At 69.2% G+C, this 15654-nt stretch carries 19 protein-coding genes; 5 read left to right on the forward strand and 14 right to left on the reverse strand.

Annotation, left to right across the window (positions count from 1 at the left end):
- Nucleotides 1-64: 64 nt before the first annotated feature.
- The gene (locus tag IBX18_RS01415; RefSeq protein ID WP_107659563.1) at nt 65-436 is read left to right on the forward strand and encodes a hypothetical protein; all 372 of its coding nucleotides are present in this window, start codon (nt 65-67) and stop codon (nt 434-436) included.
- A 7-nt stretch (nt 437-443) separates the two neighbouring features.
- On the opposite strand, the gene IBX18_RS01420 is transcribed toward IBX18_RS01415, so the two are convergent.
- The 6 genes from IBX18_RS01420 to hemB all read right to left on the reverse strand — a co-directional run bounded on the left by IBX18_RS01420 (nt 444) and on the right by hemB (nt 3637).
- A complete protein-coding gene (locus IBX18_RS01420) occupies nt 444-686 on the reverse strand; it encodes a hypothetical protein (protein ID WP_194831981.1) in 243 nt (80 codons plus the stop codon).
- A gap of 65 nt (nt 687-751) precedes the next feature.
- Nucleotides 752-991: a hypothetical protein gene (locus IBX18_RS01425; protein ID WP_194831982.1), complete on the reverse strand. Its 240-nt coding sequence runs from the start codon at nt 989-991 to the stop codon at nt 752-754.
- 44 nt (nt 992-1035) lie between these two features.
- Nucleotides 1036-1284 (reverse strand): hypothetical protein, encoded by a 249-nt coding sequence (locus IBX18_RS01430; protein ID WP_194831983.1) that lies wholly within the window; start codon nt 1282-1284, stop codon nt 1036-1038.
- Nucleotides 1281-1826, reverse strand: coding sequence for a hypothetical protein (locus IBX18_RS01435; RefSeq protein ID WP_194831984.1), 546 nt, complete (start codon nt 1824-1826; stop codon nt 1281-1283). Before IBX18_RS01435 ends, IBX18_RS01430 begins: the two co-directional genes overlap by 4 nt.
- 312 nt (nt 1827-2138) lie before the next feature.
- The gene (locus IBX18_RS01440) at nt 2139-2663 is read right to left on the reverse strand and encodes a hypothetical protein (protein ID WP_194831985.1); all 525 of its coding nucleotides are present in this window, start codon (nt 2661-2663) and stop codon (nt 2139-2141) included.
- On the reverse strand, nt 2660-3637 hold the full coding sequence (gene hemB, locus IBX18_RS01445; RefSeq protein WP_194831986.1) for a porphobilinogen synthase: 978 nt from the start codon (nt 3635-3637) through the stop codon (nt 2660-2662). The genes IBX18_RS01440 and hemB overlap by 4 nt, the downstream gene beginning before the upstream one ends.
- A gap of 243 nt (nt 3638-3880) precedes the next feature.
- Here hemB and IBX18_RS01450 point away from each other — a divergent pair, with 243 nt between their 5' ends.
- Together IBX18_RS01450 and IBX18_RS01455 are read left to right on the forward strand one after the other, a co-directional pair.
- Nucleotides 3881-4666, forward strand: coding sequence for a hypothetical protein (locus IBX18_RS01450; RefSeq protein WP_194831987.1), 786 nt, complete (start codon nt 3881-3883; stop codon nt 4664-4666).
- A gap of 31 nt (nt 4667-4697) precedes the next feature.
- Nucleotides 4698-5576 (forward strand): tetratricopeptide repeat protein, encoded by an 879-nt coding sequence (locus tag IBX18_RS01455; RefSeq protein ID WP_194831988.1) that lies wholly within the window; start codon nt 4698-4700, stop codon nt 5574-5576.
- 18 nt (nt 5577-5594) lie between these two features.
- Here IBX18_RS01455 and IBX18_RS01460 read toward each other — a convergent pair whose 3' ends face one another.
- From IBX18_RS01460 to IBX18_RS01470, 3 genes are read right to left on the reverse strand one after another with little or no spacing between them, the layout of a single operon-like run.
- The gene (locus tag IBX18_RS01460) at nt 5595-5978 is read right to left on the reverse strand and encodes an STAS domain-containing protein (RefSeq protein WP_194831989.1); all 384 of its coding nucleotides are present in this window, start codon (nt 5976-5978) and stop codon (nt 5595-5597) included.
- Nucleotides 5975-7276, reverse strand: coding sequence for a SpoIIE family protein phosphatase (locus IBX18_RS01465; protein WP_194832685.1), 1302 nt, complete (start codon nt 7274-7276; stop codon nt 5975-5977). Before IBX18_RS01465 ends, IBX18_RS01460 begins: the two co-directional genes overlap by 4 nt.
- Complete coding sequence (locus IBX18_RS01470; protein WP_194832686.1) at nt 7276-8076, reverse strand: alpha/beta fold hydrolase; 801 nt, start codon at nt 8074-8076, stop codon at nt 7276-7278. Before IBX18_RS01470 ends, IBX18_RS01465 begins: the two co-directional genes overlap by 1 nt.
- Before the next feature lie 182 nt (nt 8077-8258).
- Between IBX18_RS01470 and IBX18_RS01475 the strand changes: the two genes are divergently transcribed.
- Nucleotides 8259-8531 carry a hypothetical protein gene (locus IBX18_RS01475; protein ID WP_306796088.1) on the forward strand — a complete coding sequence of 91 codons (273 nt, stop codon included), beginning with the start codon at nt 8259-8261 and terminating at the stop codon, nt 8529-8531.
- A 73-nt stretch (nt 8532-8604) separates the two neighbouring features.
- On the opposite strand, the gene IBX18_RS01480 is transcribed toward IBX18_RS01475, so the two are convergent.
- From IBX18_RS01480 to IBX18_RS01500, 5 genes are all read right to left on the reverse strand, one after another.
- On the reverse strand, nt 8605-10170 hold the full coding sequence (locus IBX18_RS01480; protein ID WP_135233634.1) for a bifunctional uroporphyrinogen-III C-methyltransferase/uroporphyrinogen-III synthase: 1566 nt from the start codon (nt 10168-10170) through the stop codon (nt 8605-8607).
- Between the two features lie 153 nt (nt 10171-10323).
- Complete coding sequence (gene hemC / locus IBX18_RS01485) at nt 10324-11418, reverse strand: hydroxymethylbilane synthase (RefSeq protein WP_194831990.1); 1095 nt, start codon at nt 11416-11418, stop codon at nt 10324-10326.
- A 79-nt stretch (nt 11419-11497) separates the two neighbouring features.
- Complete coding sequence (locus IBX18_RS01490) at nt 11498-12937, reverse strand: glutamyl-tRNA reductase (RefSeq protein ID WP_194831991.1); 1440 nt, start codon at nt 12935-12937, stop codon at nt 11498-11500.
- Between the two features lie 73 nt (nt 12938-13010).
- Nucleotides 13011-13886, reverse strand: a complete 876-nt coding sequence (locus tag IBX18_RS01495) for a redox-sensing transcriptional repressor Rex (RefSeq protein WP_194831992.1) — start codon at nt 13884-13886, stop codon at nt 13011-13013.
- A gap of 249 nt (nt 13887-14135) precedes the next feature.
- Entirely contained in the window at nt 14136-14396 is a 261-nt protein-coding gene (locus IBX18_RS01500) for a glutaredoxin family protein (protein WP_107659576.1), read from the reverse strand.
- A gap of 186 nt (nt 14397-14582) precedes the next feature.
- On the opposite strand from IBX18_RS01500, the gene IBX18_RS01505 reads away from it, so the two are divergent.
- On the forward strand, nt 14583-15536 hold the full coding sequence (locus IBX18_RS01505) for an HAD family phosphatase (protein ID WP_228540374.1): 954 nt from the start codon (nt 14583-14585) through the stop codon (nt 15534-15536).
- Nucleotides 15537-15654: the final 118 nt, after the last annotated feature.

Genomic DNA, 15654 nt, shown 5'->3' on the forward strand with positions numbered 1-15654 from the left:
TTGCTGGTGCGTAATCTCGGGCGTCACCATTCATCTGCCCCGGAGGATTTCTATGCGGTTTGCCATGTTCAGTGCTGCTGTATCCACCGCGCTCGTCGGTGCGACCGTCGCGTTCGGCGCCGGTTCGGCCGCGGCGGTGGAACCGGTCGCGCAGCCCGATCGGATCGGCGTGCAGCTGAGTCATGAGGAGACCAGGATGGTCGCCGACGGTCCCATTCCGGCGGTGGTCACCATGTTCGTGCCGCTGAACCGGATCGGCGTCGGCTTGAAGGCCGATACCGCGATCTACAAGGATGAGAACGGCGGCGTGCACGCGTCGTTGCGGCAGACGATCGTGGAAGCGGCGAATCATTCCGACGGAACGATCACCCTGTTCCTGAACGCCCCGGGTACCCGCAACGGCCGCGTGCTCGACGTCTATCAGAACTGGAGCTGAGCCGGGCTCAGCTGTACATGCACGGTGCCTGCGCGGACACGGTGTGCAGGTAACACATGAAGGTGTTGTACGGGCCCGCCGAACCGGAGTCCGGCACCAGCACCGGCGCGTCCACGGGGCTCACCGCGGTATCGACCGCGGCCGCGGGCTCGAGCGGAAGTCCGGGGTTCGCACCCGCTGGCGCGGCACCGATCCCGATCGCGGCGGATATCGCCAGTGCGGCACAGACTTTCACAGCAAGCCGGTTCATCAATCCCATTCCTTGGTAGACACAGGTTTACGGCCGAAATACTAACGGCCGCAGCGGGATTGTTGTCAGGTAATGCCGATGCACCAGAGCGCGAAGCCGGTGGTCGCCAGGCAGGCCAGCGGCGCGGGCAGCGCGTGCAGCAACGGCGGCGGCGGGGTCTGCACCAATGCGGGCACCACCGCGGCCGGTGCGGCCGGGGAAACCTCGGCGGGTGCCGCGACCGCCGGGGTCACCGTTGCCGCGCCGATCAGGCCCGCGGCGGCCGCGCCGAGGAGCGTTCGCTTGACCGTGACTGTGGGTTTCATGGATTCGATGTTCCCGCGATCGGCGGGCCGAAACGGTGCGGCTGTCAGTGGCGGCGGCGAACACGCACCGCGCGAGTAACCGCGTCGATGGCGAACAAGCCTGCGATCGCGAGCAGCACCGCGGCGAGCAGCAACCACGGTGCGACGTAACGGGTGGCGACGAATTCCGGCGCCTCCCCCAGCGCGGCGAAGGTGCTGGTCTGGATGCCGTTGCGCCAGCTCAGCACCGCGGCGACGAGGCCGAGCAGCACCACACCGAGTTCGACGGCGATCACCGTGATCGAGGTCTTCAACGGTCCGTTCCCTTCTCACTGTGCTGGGTCTCCGGTGCCGAATCGTCCGGCGCCGAATCGGTTTCGGGCGCTTGGCCGATCGCCGTGGTCAACGCGGCACGCAGTGCTCGATGGTTCTTCGCCCACGCCTGCACCAGACGGCCGTCGGACAACCGTAACCCGATGCCGGTGCGCCGTCGGGGCACGCCGCTCAACTCCCCCAGCGCCCGCGCGGATTCCCAGTCCTCGTCGTCCCAGGAGTCTTCGTCGCGTTCGGGCAGCACGGCATCGATCGAACTGAGCGGCAGCGTCTCGGTGCCGTCGCGCAGCGTGGTCTCGGTGAGTTCGACGCTGACGTGCCGCCGGCCGGCGGTCACCTGCAGCACAACGAACATGGCGATCAGCGAGCCACAGAAGAGGAGTGCGAACCAGTGCACGGAGCTACCGGTCGCGATTTCCAGCAGGAAGATGATCAGGCACAGAATGGGGCCGTAGGCCACGGTGCGCCACCGCGCACCCGGCTCGGCGAACAGCACGCCGGAATTGTCGAGCGCCTTGCTCACGCGACGCCCACAGCGTCACGAATCGGCAAGGCGGAGCGCGGAATCAGCGAGTGAGACCGGGCAACAGCAGCACGGCGACGGTGAGCACCGCGAACAGGATCAGCAGGCTCAACACGGCCAGTTCCCGCCGAATGCTTTGCGGCTGTTGGATCACCACTCGCACCGATGCCTCCGATTCCCCGGAGCCATCTGACGGATTTCCTCACGCGAGGTAAGACAACGTCTGACAAACAACTACCGGTTCCCATGTCCACTGTGACAACCCTCACGATACATGCCGGCCGTGCCCCGACAAATTCGGGCGCCAACCGTTCACCGTCGGCTCATCTGGAAATAAGCGGTCGGTTCCGGACGGTGCGCCAGGTAGATCGCCCCGCCCGCGAGCACCGCCTGCACGATCGCCGCGCCGCCGGCCACCAGCGAGGCGGCGCTGGTCACCGAGTTGAACGCGAACAACGCGCCGACGCCGATCACCACGAGCCACGCGCCGACCACGGTCAGCAAGGTGCGCGCCCAGAGCTTTCCGCGCGCGAACTGGTGCACGATCAGCAGCGCCAGCACGGCGACACCGAGGCCGAGGAATACCGCTATGACGTAGGCCAGCGTGACCATCAGCTCGGCACTGGCCAGGGTGACGTGCGGGTCCTGCTCCTTGGCCTGGTCGAAGACCTGCTGGGCGAAGGTGCGCCGCTGCGGCAGCGCGGCCAGCACCGACGCGATCAGCTGCACGACCCCGAATCCGACCACGCCCCACCACAATTGCCGGGCGGTACCGACATCCACCGGCATCGGCGCGGGGGTGGGCGCGGCGCCGACCGGTCTCGGCGGGTTCGTCACGACAACCAGTGTGCGGCCTCGGTCGCCCAGTAGGTGAGCACGATGTCCGCGCCCGCCCGCCGGATCCCCATGAGCGACTCGAGGATGGCGCCGCGCCGATCGATCCAGCCGCGCTCAGCGGCGGCGGTGATCATCGCGTACTCGCCGGAGATCTGGTACGCCGCGACCGGAACGGTGGAGTGGTCGGCGACGTCGCGCAAGATGTCCAGATAGGACATGGCCGGCTTGACCATCACGATGTCCGCACCCTCGGCCAGGTCCAGCTGGAGTTCGCGGATCGCCTCGCGGCGGTTCGCCGGGTCCTGCTGGTAGGTGCGCCGGTCGCCTTCCAGCGACGAGGCGACGGCCTCGCGGAACGGGCCGTAGAACGCCGAGGCGTACTTGGCGGCGTAGGCGAGGATGCCGGTGTCGGTGCGCCCGACCGCGTCCAGGCCGCGCCGGATCGCACCGACCTGTCCGTCCATCATGCCGCTTGTGCCGAGCAGGTCCGCGCCCGCGGCGGCCTGGGCCAGCGCCATCTCGACGTAGCGGTGCAGGGTGGCGTCGTTGTCGACCGAACCGTCGGTTCCGAGCACCCCGCAGTGCCCGTGATCGGTGAATTCGTCGAGACAGGTGTCGGCCATGATTACCGTCGAGTCGCCGACCTCGTCGGCCAGCGCGCGCAGGCCGCGGTTCAGGATGCCGTCCGGATCGCTGGCCTGGCTGCCGGTGGCGTCCTTGTCCTCGGGGCGCGGCACGCCGAACAGCATCACCCCGCCGACGCCCGCGGTCACCGCTTCGACGGCGGCCTTGCGCAGCGAATCCATCGAATGCTGCAGCACGCCGGGCATCGAGCTGATTTCCCTGGGCTCTTCCAGGCCGTCGGCCACGAACATCGGCAGCACCAATTGCCGTGGCTCCAGCGTGGTTTCGGCCACGAGACGACGCATGGCGGGGGTACGGCGCAACCGCCGTGGGCGGTCCAATCCGGTCATAACCGCACGATACGCCCGGCGCCGGGAGCTGTCGCGAGCGCCCGTCGCCTCGCGCGCGAGGGAGCTCGACCCGCCGCGCCGGAGCCTGGCGTTTCGCCACGACAGCAGCTCGACCGCGGGCCCGGCATGCACACACCGGCCCGCCGAGCCCGAGTTCGGGACCAACGGTGGGTGAAATCACACCTGCCGCGCAGGCCGATGGCGCATACTCCGACAAGAGGGCGAGACCCCCTGGGGGACAGCATGACCGAACCGCACACCGAAATCTCGCTGGCCCGAGCCGCCGACTTCGAGTCGTGGGTTGCGGTCCTACTGTCGGACTGGTGGCCGGTGCTCACCGGTGGACTCACCGCACCGGCGACGACCCTGCGCGCCTGGCGCGCCGCCGACGCCACCGGACAGATCTTCCGCGTCGAGTTCATCGCCCGGCAGCTGGCCGAGCCCGAGTTGATGACGGTGGCCCGGCGCGCCTTCGACGACCTCGGCATGACACCGGACGAGCGCGAGATGACGCAGAGCCTGGGCAGGCACCTGGTCGGGCACACCGAGGACGCCGCCGTGCAGCTGCGTTTCTCCGACACCGCGCACACCATCTTCCTGCGCCTGCAGAGCAGGCCGTGTCAGGTCTCCACCGCCGCCGGGTGGCAGCTGAGCGCCATACCCGACGCCACGCTGCCGTTCCCGAACACCACGACCGGACCGATGGACATCCGGGTGGCCCGCAACAGCGCCAGGCATCTGCTCGCGCAGCACAGCGCGCGGTTCGCCACGCCGGCCGATCCGTTCCAGCTCGGACCACAGGGGCACGTCTCCGATGTGGGCTGGGCGTTCGTCTTTCCCTGGTCCACCACGTCCTGGTACGCCGACGGCACCTCGCCGGTGCTCGAGCCGGGCACCAAGGGGCCGATCGTGGTGGTGAAGGACACTGGAGATACCTGGTTGCTCGACAGCCTGAGCAGCTACGAATCCCAGCTCGCCGAGTACGCCGACGCCAACGGGTACCGGCACGGCACGCCCGATCCGGCCTGAAAGGTCCGCGAATGACCCGAACCGCTCCGTCATGACATCGCCTGCACCGGGTTCCCGACCCGATCCGGTGCCCAACGCGCACCAGCGCAGGCTCGACACGCTGCGGGCCATCGCCGAGCGCGGCGACCTCGGCGCCATGGCGCAGCTCGGGCACCTGCTGCGCGAGGCGGATGAACTGGACGGTGCCGAGCACTGGTTCCGCAGGGCCGCCGAGCGCGGCAGCGCGGCCGCCATGGCCGATCTCGGGCTGCTGCTCGGCACGCACGGCCGGATCGCCGAGGCGGTGCGCTGGCTGACGGCGGCGGACGCCGCGGGCTGTCCCGGTGCGGGCCTGCAACTCGGGTTGCTGCATCTGCAGCGGGGCCAGATCGACGACGCCGAACGATGGCTGCGGCCGGCAGCCGAGGCCGGGTCGCCGGAAGCGTTGTGCAACATGGGCGTTGTCGCCAATCGACGCGGCAGCGACGACGAGGCCGAGCAGTGGTACGAGCGCGCCGCCGAGGCCGGAAACCCCACGGCCATGCGAACTTTGGGCCTCTATATGGCTAGACGCGGCGACCTGGACCGGGCCGTCGAGCTGCTCACCGAGGCGGTCCGGCGCGGGCGCACCGACGCCATGGCCATTCTGGGCTCATTGCATCTCGATCACGAGGACACCGCGGCGGGCGAGTACTGGTTGCGCCGCGGGGCGGAGGCGGGCGATCCCGACTCGATGTTCCATCTCGCCCTGTTCCTGCGCGAGCAGGACGTCGCTCCGCTCGCAGGCGATCTGAGCGAGCCGGGCGTCCGGCAAGCAGCCGCGGCGATCGCCACCGGCCGGACACCGGCCCAGCAAGAAGCCAGGAAACTGCTGGAACGCGCCGCCGCGCTGGGCCATCCGCAGTCGTTGCACCTGCTCCACGACCGCTGACCGACCGGCGCGACGAGCTCAGTCCGGGGTGGCCGTGGGGTGTTCCGCGGTCGGCGTGGTCCAGGTGTCGTAGGCGTCTCGCGCGGTGGGGTAGGTGCTGAAAACACCCTTGAGGCCGATGAGATTGAAGGTGCGGTCGAGCCGCGCGGGCACCGCCGCGAGCGCGAGCTGGGCGTCGGCGTCGGTGGCGCGGTTCCGGGCAGCGATGAGCGCGGAAATCCCGCTGGAATCACAGAATTCGAGCCCGGCCAGGTCCAGCACCAGCAGCTGTCCGCGGGTAAGCGCCAGCGTTTGGATAGCGGCGAGCACGGCGGGCGAACTCACGGCATCGAGTTCGCCGATGAACACGAGCACCGGCCCGGCCTCGGTGGTGTGATTGGTGACGGTGAAGTCGGTGCTCACGGCTGGTTGCCTCCGAAGGGCGGAATGCTCATGGCGAGCAAGGCGGTGTCGTCGTCGACTCCGTCACCGAATCCGGTGAGCAGATCGGTGACCGCGGCCACCAGCGTCGACGCGGTGACCGGACCGAGGGCGCCGATGAACTCGCGCAGGTGCTCCTCGCTGAAACGTTCGCGACCACGGATGCGGGCCTCGGTGAGACCGTCGCTGTAGAACAGCACGGCATCGCCGGGTCCCAGGTGGAGCTCGACGCTGGCGAAGCGCGCATCGGGCAGCGCGCCGACGAGCATGCCACCCGGTGTCTCGACCAGGCTAGTGGTGCCGTCGCCCCGGATCAGCACGGCGGGAGTGTGCCCGCCCGAGGCCAGGGTGAGGGTGACGCCGGTGGCTTCGGGAGCGAGGGAACCGTAGACCACGGTGCAGAAACGCGGTTCGTCGCGCCGATACTTGTGCAGCAGCACGGTGTTGAGATTGTCCAGCACCGAGATCGGATCCGGGTCGTAGACCGCGGCCGCCCGCAACGTGTAGCGGGTCAGCGAGGTAACCGCCGCCGCGTTCGCACCCTTGCCCGACACGTCGCCGAGAAAGAAGCCCCACGTTTCGCCGGTCAGCGGGAACACGTCGTAGAAGTCGCCGCCGACGTTGTCGGTCGAGGCCGGGTGGTAGTAAGCAGCCATCTCGACACCCGGAATCTCCGGCAACTCCGGCGGCAGCAGGCTGCGCTGCAAGGTGGTCGCCAGCTTCTGCACCCGCTCGCGCTCACGGTCGGCCGACTCGCGTGCCCGGTCGGCTCTGTCGCGGGCTCGGTCGGCGCTTTCCCTGGCGCGCAGGAGTTCCTGCTCGTAGGCGCGGCGGTCGGTGGCGTCGAAGACGGTGGTGCGGATCAGTTGTGCGGTCCCGTCCTGGCCGGTCTTGACCACCGAGGTCAGCAGCACCGGTAGCCGAGTTCCGTTGGCGCAGCGCAGTTCCAGGGTCAGACCGCCGGCCTCACCGTGCATGGACAGCATCGGCGCGAGATGGGTTTCGTAATAGATGCGCCCACCCACCGTCAGCAGGTCGGTGAACCTACGCTGCCCGACCAGCTCGTCGCGGCGATAGCCCAGCCAATCCAACAGGGTGCCGTTGATCTTGGCGACGGTGCCGTCCATCAGCGTGGAAAGGTAACCGCACGGGGCATTTTCATAGAGGTCCTCGACGCTGTCCTCCAGCAACGCGGAGAAGGCGGGGTCGGTGTCGCCACGTTCCGGCGGCGGCTCCCCGTCGCGATGGCCGCCGCCGGGCGGGTCATCGGTGCGCGACATCATCTGCGGCCCGCGAACGCCGCGATCGCGGCCGCGGTGGCCTCGGGTGCGCTCAGCTGCGGGCAGTGCCCGGTCGCCGGCAAGGTGACCAACTCGCTACCCCGGATCTGGTCGTGCACGAACCGGCCCACCTCGGGCGGGGCGATGGCGTCCACCGCCGTCTGGATCACCAAGGTCGGAATCCTGACCTTCGGCAGGTCGGCGCGATTGTCCGACAGGAAAGTCGCCTTGGCGAACACCTGGGCGATCATCGGGTCGGTGCGGCAAAAGCTCTCGGTCAGCTCCGCACCGAGTTCCGGACGGTCGGGGTTGCCCATGATCACCGGCGCCATCGTCGCCGACCAGCCCAGATAATTGGCGTCGAGCGAACCGAGCAACTCATCGATATCGGCGCGGCTGAACCCACCGCGATAGTCGCCGTCATCGATATAGCGCGGTGACGGAGTCAGCAGCACCAATCGCGCGAACCGCTCCGGTGCCAGATCGGCGGCCAGCACCGCGATCATCGCCGACACCGAATGACCGACGAGCACGACATCGCGCAGATCCAACTCGGCACAGATCTCGACGACGTCCTCGGCATACGCGTCCAGGCGCGCATAGCGTTCGGCCGACCACGCCGACGTGTCCGACCGGCCCGCGCCGACATGGTCGAACAGCACCACCCGGAAGCGCTGGGCCAGCATCGGCACCACCAGCCGCCACATGTTCTGGTCACAGCCGAAACCATGGGCCAGCAGCAACGTCGGACCGTGCACCGAACCGGTGACGGTCACGTTGTTCCTGGCACGCGCGCTCATCCGGACCATCCTGCCACCTTCGACGGACCGCACTACGGATCACCGAAATGCGGCTGATGTCGCCGAACCGATGCTTCGCCAAAACCCTTGCGGCCAGCGGTTTTTGTCGGTGCCCTTCGATATAATCGAAGGAGTGTTCGAGGGGACTCGCCGAGTCCCCGATCGCAACGGGAGGGAAGCCTGTGCCCGCGACGAAGACCGTCCTCATCGATCGTCCCTACACACCGCTGGAGAAGAAGTCGCTGCCCGCTGGGCGACCACGGTCGTGGTACGTCCGCCACAACCGCAAGCTCAAGGCGATGCGCCTGACCATCGCCCTGCTGGATTCGGGGGTCTACAACCCGAGCAACGCCAACAACAAGCGGATTCGGCACACCGCCGAGGTCGTCGGCATTCGCCCACCCTCCGATACCACCTGCAACATGGTGCGCACGCTGATGCGCAAGCGGTACTGAGGCACCGCTGTCGGACCGATGACGCGAAAAGCACACTGCCCGTACCGAACTCGGTACGGGCAGTGCAAGCAGGTCAGCGGCTGCGGCGGCTCTTCTTCCGCGGCGGCGGCAGCAGGCCCTCGGCGCGGAGCCGGGCGGCATGTTCGGCCAGCGCCTCGACCAGCGGACCGACCTGGGCGACCTCGGGCTGCACGTCGACGCGCAGACCGAATTCGATGGCGGTCTCAGCGGTCTTGGGGCCGATGCACGCGACGATGGTGCGTGTGTGCGGCTTGCCCGCGATGCCGACCAGATTGCGGACCGTGGAGGACGAGGTGAACAGCACGGCGTCGAAACCGCCGGTCTTGATCATCTCGCGGGTCTCCGCGGGCGGCGGCGAGGCACGCACCGTGCGGTAGGCGGTGACATCGTCGATCTCCCAGCCGCGGTCCCGCAGGCCCTCGGCCAGCGTCTCGGTGGCAATGTCGGCGCGCGGCAACAGGACCCGGTTCACCGGGTCGAAAACGTCATCGTAGGGCGGGAAGTCGGCGAGCAGGCCCTCGGAGGACTGTTCGCCGCTGGGCACCAGCTCCGGGTTGATACCGAACGAACGCACCTTGTCCGCTGTGGCCTCGCCGACGCAGGCGATCTTCACGCCGGAGAAAGCCCGTGCGTCCAAACCGAACTCGGCGAACTTCTCCCACACCGCGCGCACCGCGTTGGTGGAGGTGAACACCACCCACTGGTAGCGGCCGTCGACCAGGCCCTTCACCGCGCGCTCCATCTGCGCGGGGCTGCGCGGCGGCTCGACCGCGATCGTCGGCACCTCCATCGGAATGGCGCCGTGCGTAACCAGCCGTTCGCTCATCTCGCCCGCCTGATCCTTGGTGCGCGGCACCAGCACGGTCCAGCCGTACAGCGCCCGCGACTCCCACCAGGACATCTTCGAGCGCGCCGCGACCACCTTGCCGATGGTCACCACCAGCGGGCCGACCAGTTCGGAGGCGGCGCTGTTCAGCGTGGCCAGGGTGGCCTCGATGGTGCGCTGCTGCCGGGTGGTGCCGCGCACGGTCACCGCGACCGGGGTCTGCGGCGCCATGCCGTGTTCCACCAGGGCACTCGCGGTTTCGGCCAGGTGGCCCGAGGTCGCGTGCAGCACCAGTGGTCCGGGCGCGGCGGCCAGCGCGGCCCAGTCGACCTCGCCGCGCACGTCGGCCTCGGTGTGTCCGGAGCCGAGCGCGATGCCCGCGTAACTCGGCACCGCCGAGCCGTTGGGCAGGCCGGGCAGCACCTCGAACACCATGTGCGAGCGGGTCACCGCGTTGACCTCGGCGATCACCGAGTCGGTCGTCAACGGGTCGCCGGCGACGACGCGCACCACGTCGTGGCCGTTGCGGGCCTCGGCGATCAGCGTCTTGGCCACCTCGGCGGGCTCGCCCAGGGCGGGCCGCACGTCGACCGAAGGCTCACCGTCGGCGCCGGGCTCGACCGCGGTCCCGATCAAGGCGAGCACGCCCTTGTCGACGTCGGGGTCGGTGAAGGCGAGCGTCGCGCGCCCGATCACCTCGCGAGCGCGCACGGTGAGCAGCGCCGGGTCGCCCGGACCTGACCCGACGAAAAGGATCCGACCAGGATGCTTCTTGGTAGCTCGACCGCTCATGACTGCACCTCGCTAACGCTCGGCTCCGTCATGCGCGGAGGCGCGCTGTGTTGATGATTCGCTCGCTGACGCTCGCTCATGCCTCCACCTCGCTGGCGCTCGGTTCCGTCATGCGCGGTGCGCACTGTGTCATGAATCGCTCGCTGCGCTCGCTCATTGGTTGTTCTCCATTGGGCTGGGTTGGGTGAAGTCTGGGGCGGGCGCATTCACCGCCTGTGTATTCGAACCGGAACCCGGTTCGTGGGCGCTGAGCCCTTGGGATGCGCTGGATTGTTCGGTGACGCTGAGCAATTCGCGTGCGCCCAGATCGAGCAACTCGCGAGCCAGCGTGCGGCCGAGCTCATCCGCATTCGCAGGCGCTCCGACTATCGAGGCACGAAGCACATCGGAGCCGTCGACGGCGGCCGCGCAGGCGCGCAGTGACAGTTCGTCGAAGATCCGGCCGTCCTCGTCGATCGACTCGACCACCTCGGCGAGCGCGCCGATCGGCGCGGTGCAGCCCGCCTCCAGTTCGGCGAGCAACGCCCGCTCGGCAACGACCGACGCCCGGGTGGGGGCATCGTCCAGTGCGGTGAGCACCTCGATGAGTTCGTTGTCGTCGCTGCGGCATTCGACGGCCAGCGCACCCTGGCCCGGCGCGGGCAGCATCTGCACCGGCTCCAAGGCCTCGGTCACCGCGTCGAGCCGGTCGATTCTGGCCAGGCCCGCTCTGGCGACCACGACCGCGTCGAGTTGGCCTTCGCTGACCTTGCGCAGCCGGGTGTCCAGGTTGCCGCGCAGCGGCACGATGTCCAGGCCGAGGCCCAGCGCCCGCAGCTGCGAGGCGCGCCGCGGCGCGGAGGTACCGACGCGGGCACCCGCGGGCAGCTCGCCGAGCACCAGACCGTCGCGGGCGACCAGCGCGTCACGCGGATCCTCCCGGACCGGAATGGCGGCGATGGTGAAGCGCGGGTCCTGGGCGGTCGGCAGGTCCTTGTAGGAGTGCACCGCGATGTCGATGGCGCCCGCGGCCAGCTCGTCGCGCAGCGCCGAGGTGAACACGCCGACGCCGATCTGCTGCACCGGCTCCGACGACAGATCACCGGCGGTCTTGACCACGACCAGCTCGGCTTCGTGTCCGGCGGCGATCAGCGCATCGCGGATGGTGCCCGACTGGGTGAGCGCGAGCAAGCTGCCTCGGGTACCGATGCGCCACGGCGCACCGGTGCTGCCTGCCGTCACGTTGTCCTCTTCCTGCACGAGTGTCATGCCCGCACCCCACGGGTGCTCGGCGCGGCCATACCGGCCTTTCGTCGCACGGCGCCGCTGGTTCGTTCGCCCCGCGCGCTCATGCCGGGTGCCCCTGTTCGTCGGCGCGGTGGCTCGCCGTGAAGTCGTCGGCCAGCGCGATATCGGCGTCGGTGAGCAGGATGCCCGCGTGATCGCCGATCGCGGTGATCTCCATCGGCGCGGCAACCGCCTGCGCCGCACCCGGTTTCAGCTCGAACAGCTCGCGCAGCGCCTCGGCGTAGCTGTCGCCGCCCGGGGTGGAGGCCAGCTGCTTGACCCGCACCGTCGGCGCGTGCAGCAGCTTGTCGACCACCCGGCGCACCGTGCGGGCGACCTCGTCGCGTTCCGGATCGGCCAGGCTGGGCAGCCGCGAATCCAGCCGCAGCAGTTCGGCTTCGACCACCTCGGCGGCGCGCTGGCGTAGCGCGGCGACGGTCGGGGTGACCTCGGCCATCCGCTGGCCGGTCAGGTATTTGGCGAGTTCGTCGGCGACGATCGCGCGGGCCGCGGCGGTGTCGTCGGCGGCCGCGCCCGCGGCCGGATCGCGCTGCAAGGTTTCGATGTCGATGACCGTCACGCCGGGCAGTCCGGCCACGGCGTGTTCGACATCACGGGGCAGGCCGAGGTCGCAGAACACCAACGGCCGCTCCGCCGTGGCGGATTCGAGGCCGCGCTCGCGCTCGGTCAACGCCCGGTGGGTGTCGGCCAGCGTCACCACGTTGCCGACCGCGCCGGTACAGGTGATCACCACATCGGCGAGGGCCATCGCCTCGGTGAGCCTGGACAGCTCCATCGCCTCGGCGGCGACGCCGTAGCTGCCCGCGGTCTCGGCGAGCCGCGCGGCCCGCGCCATGGTGCGGTTCACCACGATGATCCGCCCGATGCCGGCCCGCGAAAGATGGGCCACCGCAAGGCTGCCCATCGCACCGGCGCCGACGACCACCGCGGTCTGCCCGGCCAGCGGGCCGAGCACGTGCTGCGCACGATCCAGCGCCACCGAGACGACCGACGCGCCGGCCCGGTCGATGCCGGTCTCCGAATGCACCCGCTTGCCGACCCGCAGCGCGTGCTGGGCGAGCTCGTGCAGCGTCCGGCCGACCGCCTGCTGGGCGTCGGCGGAGGCGTAGGCGCCGCGGATCTGGCTGAGCACCTGCTGCTCGCCGATCACCATCGAATCCAGGCCGCTGGCCACCGCGAACAGGTGTTCAGCGGCGGCCTCGCTGTAGCGGACGTAGGCGTGCTTGGTCAGATCGGGCAGCGGCAACCCGGAATGCTTGGTGAGCAGGTCGCCGACCTCGGCGAGGCCACCGTGGAAGGCGTCCACTACGGCGTAGACCTCGACGCGATTGCAGGTGGAGACGATCATCGCCTCGGAGACGTGGCTCGAGGTGAGCATGCGGTCGATCAGCTTGGGCCGGTCGGCGTCGGTGATGGCAACCTTTTCCAGCACCGAGACGGGCGCACTCCTGTGCGAAATCCCGACCAGAAGAACACTCATGCCCGCACCTCGCTAGCGCTCGGCGCGGGCACGCGCGTTGCACGCTGTGTCACGATTCGCTCGCTACGCTCACTCATGGAGTAACCACCGATCCCTTGCTGCTTGGCTCCGTTGCCGTATGCGAGGACGCCGTATGCGCGGCTGCCGAATGCTTGAGTGCCTGATGGATCGCCGAGGTGTGCGCGGTGGGCGCGCGGCGGCTGAGCCGACCTGCGGCGGGGCGCGCGGCCTCGGTGTTCGCCGGAGTCTCGGTGGTCGCGCGGGCCTCGGACGTGTTGTCCGCGTTGCGCACTCGCTCGAACGACAGCATCTGCAGTTCGACCGCGAGATCGACCCGGCGCAGTTCGACCGTCGCGGGGGCGATCAGCTCGCAGGGCGCGAAGCTCAGGATGGATTGCAGCCCCGCCGCGACCAGCCGGTCACAGGCATCCTGGGCCGCGTCGTCGGGCACGGTGATGACCGCGATGGTGGGCTCGAGCGCTTCGACCGCCTCGGCCAGCCCGGCGACATCGCGCACCACCAAACCGGCGACCGACAGGCCGATCACCTCGGGGTGGTTGTCGAAGATGCCGACCACGGTGAAGCCACGCCGCTGGAACCCGCCGTAGCCGACCAGCGCCCGGCCGAGATTCCCGGCGCCGACGAGCACCACGCGGTGTCCCTGCGACAGGCCGAGCACATCCTCGATCCTTGCCCGCAACCTGGCTACGTCATAGCCGACACCCCGTACGCCATTGGGTCCGAGGAAGGAAAGGTCCTTGCGCAACTTCGCCGAATTGACACCCGCCGCGACAGCGAGTTCCTCACTCGATACGATGGCAACACCTTCGTCGGCCAACGTGGCGAGGACCCGGAGATAGGTCGCCAGTCGCGCGACGGTGGCCTGCGGGATGTCCTTCTGCAGAGCCCTGCCGGAGACGCCGCCCGGCGCCTCATGCTGCTCTGTCACGTCGTCGGCTCCTCGTTCCGGCCCGATCGGGTTACGGTTCGTCGCTGGACCTCTGACCCGGGACGGTCCGGTGCCATGGTCGAAGTGTCGGAATGCTGTGTCTTTACGCGGTGGGCCCGCAGCCTCGGCAAGCGGGTCCGCGTGCCACCACCGTAACTGCTTGTGCAGCCCTTCACAAAGTCGGTGAAATTGGCCTCATTTTCCGCCGCGACCAGCGCTGCGGCGGAAACGGACAGTCATCGCTACCGGTCAGCGGCTCAGGTCGGCCCGCAATCGGGCCTCGTCAACGTCGAAATAGCTGTGCTCACGACCGTTGAGCAGCACTACCGGCAACCGGTCACCGAACTCCGCGCGCAGGCCGGGATCGGTGGCCGCGGCCGCGTCGACATCCACCGTCGCGGGCTCGATGCCGTAATCGGCGCAGATCACCCGCAGCTGGTCCAGCGCGGTCGCGCACAGGCCACAGCCGGATCTCGTCAACAGGGTCACCGAAGGTGTGGGATTGGTCATGGCGGATATTAAATCCCCTCGCCACGCCGGGATCGGTGTGCCAGGTACTGCGCTGACTGTCGGCCGTCCCGGTTACTGTGGACGTGGTTCGCGCGACGGGCGGAGGTACTGGTGCCGGAACGATCGAAGGTGGCAAGGGCCGGATTCATCGCGGGACGATTCGGCGAGTTTCCGGCGCGGTGGAATCTGGGTCCGATCGGTCAGGGTCTGCAGGATCAGCTGGCCCGCATCCCGCGCAGCCCCTTCGGCCCCAGCGAGGAAGAGCTGCGGGCCAACCTGGCCGGTGAGGCCAGTGCGGACGCCGCATTGTCGTTGCACGACGCCGAATTGGCGCTGGCCGAGACGGACGAGACCGGCCCCGAGGTGCCGCGCGACCTGACCGCGGCGGCGTTCTTCGATGTGGACAACACCATGGTGCAGGGCGCGTCGATCGTGCATTTCGCCCGAGGTCTGGCCGCGCGCAAGTACTTCAAGACTTCCGATCTCGTCGATGTCGCCTGGAAGCAGGTCAAGTTCCGGGTCACCGGGCGGGAGAACAGCTCCGACATGGTCAGCGGTAAGGAGAAGGCGCTGGCGTTCATCGCCGGGCGCCCCACCGCCGAACTGGCCGCGCTCGGCGAGGAGATCTACGACGAGATCATCGCCGACAAGATCTGGCCCGGCACCAGGGCGCTCGCGCAGATGCACCTGGACGCGGGCCAGCAGGTCTGGCTGGTCACCGCGACCCCGGTCGAGCTGGCCCAGGTGATCGCCAAGCGGCTCGGACTCACCGGCGCGCTCGGTACGGTGGCCGAGAGTGTGGACGGCACGTTCACCGGACGGCTGGTCGGCGACATCCTGCACGGGCTCGGCAAGGCACACGCGGTGCGCACGCTGGCGATCCGAGAAGGGTTGAACCTCAAGCGTTGTACCGCGTACTCGGACAGCCACAACGACGTGCCGATGCTGTCGCTGGTCGGCACCGCGGTCGCGATCAACCCCGATTCGGACCTACGTGAAGTAGCGAAGAACCGGGGCTGGGAGATCCGCGACTTCCGCACCGGTCGCAAGGCCGCGAAGATCGGCGTGCCGACGGCCCTGGCGCTCGGCGCGGCAGGCGGCGCCGTCGCGGCCGCGGTCACCCGCCGCCGCGACCACTGAACTCCCCCGCCCGGTAGCGCACCCGGCGGTCCGGCGAACGCCGGAAACCAGTGCGGCCGAGGGGTTTACCGACTGGTGCCCGGCGTTCGCCGGACCAACGGGGTCGCTACCGTCTGGT

It is taken from the genome of Nocardia sp. XZ_19_369, assembly GCF_015355715.1.
GTDB lineage: Bacteria > Actinomycetota > Actinomycetes > Mycobacteriales > Mycobacteriaceae > Nocardia.

Bases quoted from the DNA above. Each gene is read 5' to 3' on its own strand.
- IBX18_RS01415 (WP_107659563.1), top strand. From the start codon at position 65: ATGTTCAGTGCTGCTGTATCCACCGCGCTCGTCGGTGCGACCGTCGCG.
- IBX18_RS01420 (WP_194831981.1), bottom strand. From the start codon at position 686: ATGAACCGGCTTGCTGTGAAAGTCTGTGCCGCACTGGCGATATCCGCC.
- IBX18_RS01425 (WP_194831982.1), bottom strand. From the start codon at position 991: ATGAAACCCACAGTCACGGTCAAGCGAACGCTCCTCGGCGCGGCCGCC.
- hemB (WP_194831986.1), bottom strand. From the start codon at position 3,637: ATGACCGGATTGGACCGCCCACGGCGGTTGCGCCGTACCCCCGCCATG.
- IBX18_RS01450 (WP_194831987.1), top strand. From the start codon at position 3,881: ATGACCGAACCGCACACCGAAATCTCGCTGGCCCGAGCCGCCGACTTC.
- IBX18_RS01455 (WP_194831988.1), top strand. From the start codon at position 4,698: ATGACATCGCCTGCACCGGGTTCCCGACCCGATCCGGTGCCCAACGCG.
- IBX18_RS01465 (WP_194832685.1), bottom strand. From the start codon at position 7,276: ATGTCGCGCACCGATGACCCGCCCGGCGGCGGCCATCGCGACGGGGAG.
- IBX18_RS01470 (WP_194832686.1), bottom strand. From the start codon at position 8,076: ATGAGCGCGCGTGCCAGGAACAACGTGACCGTCACCGGTTCGGTGCAC.
- IBX18_RS01480 (WP_135233634.1), bottom strand. From the start codon at position 10,170: ATGAGCGGTCGAGCTACCAAGAAGCATCCTGGTCGGATCCTTTTCGTC.
- hemC (WP_194831990.1), bottom strand. From the start codon at position 11,418: ATGACACTCGTGCAGGAAGAGGACAACGTGACGGCAGGCAGCACCGGT.
- IBX18_RS01490 (WP_194831991.1), bottom strand. From the start codon at position 12,937: ATGAGTGTTCTTCTGGTCGGGATTTCGCACAGGAGTGCGCCCGTCTCG.
- IBX18_RS01500 (WP_107659576.1), bottom strand. From the start codon at position 14,396: ATGACCAATCCCACACCTTCGGTGACCCTGTTGACGAGATCCGGCTGT.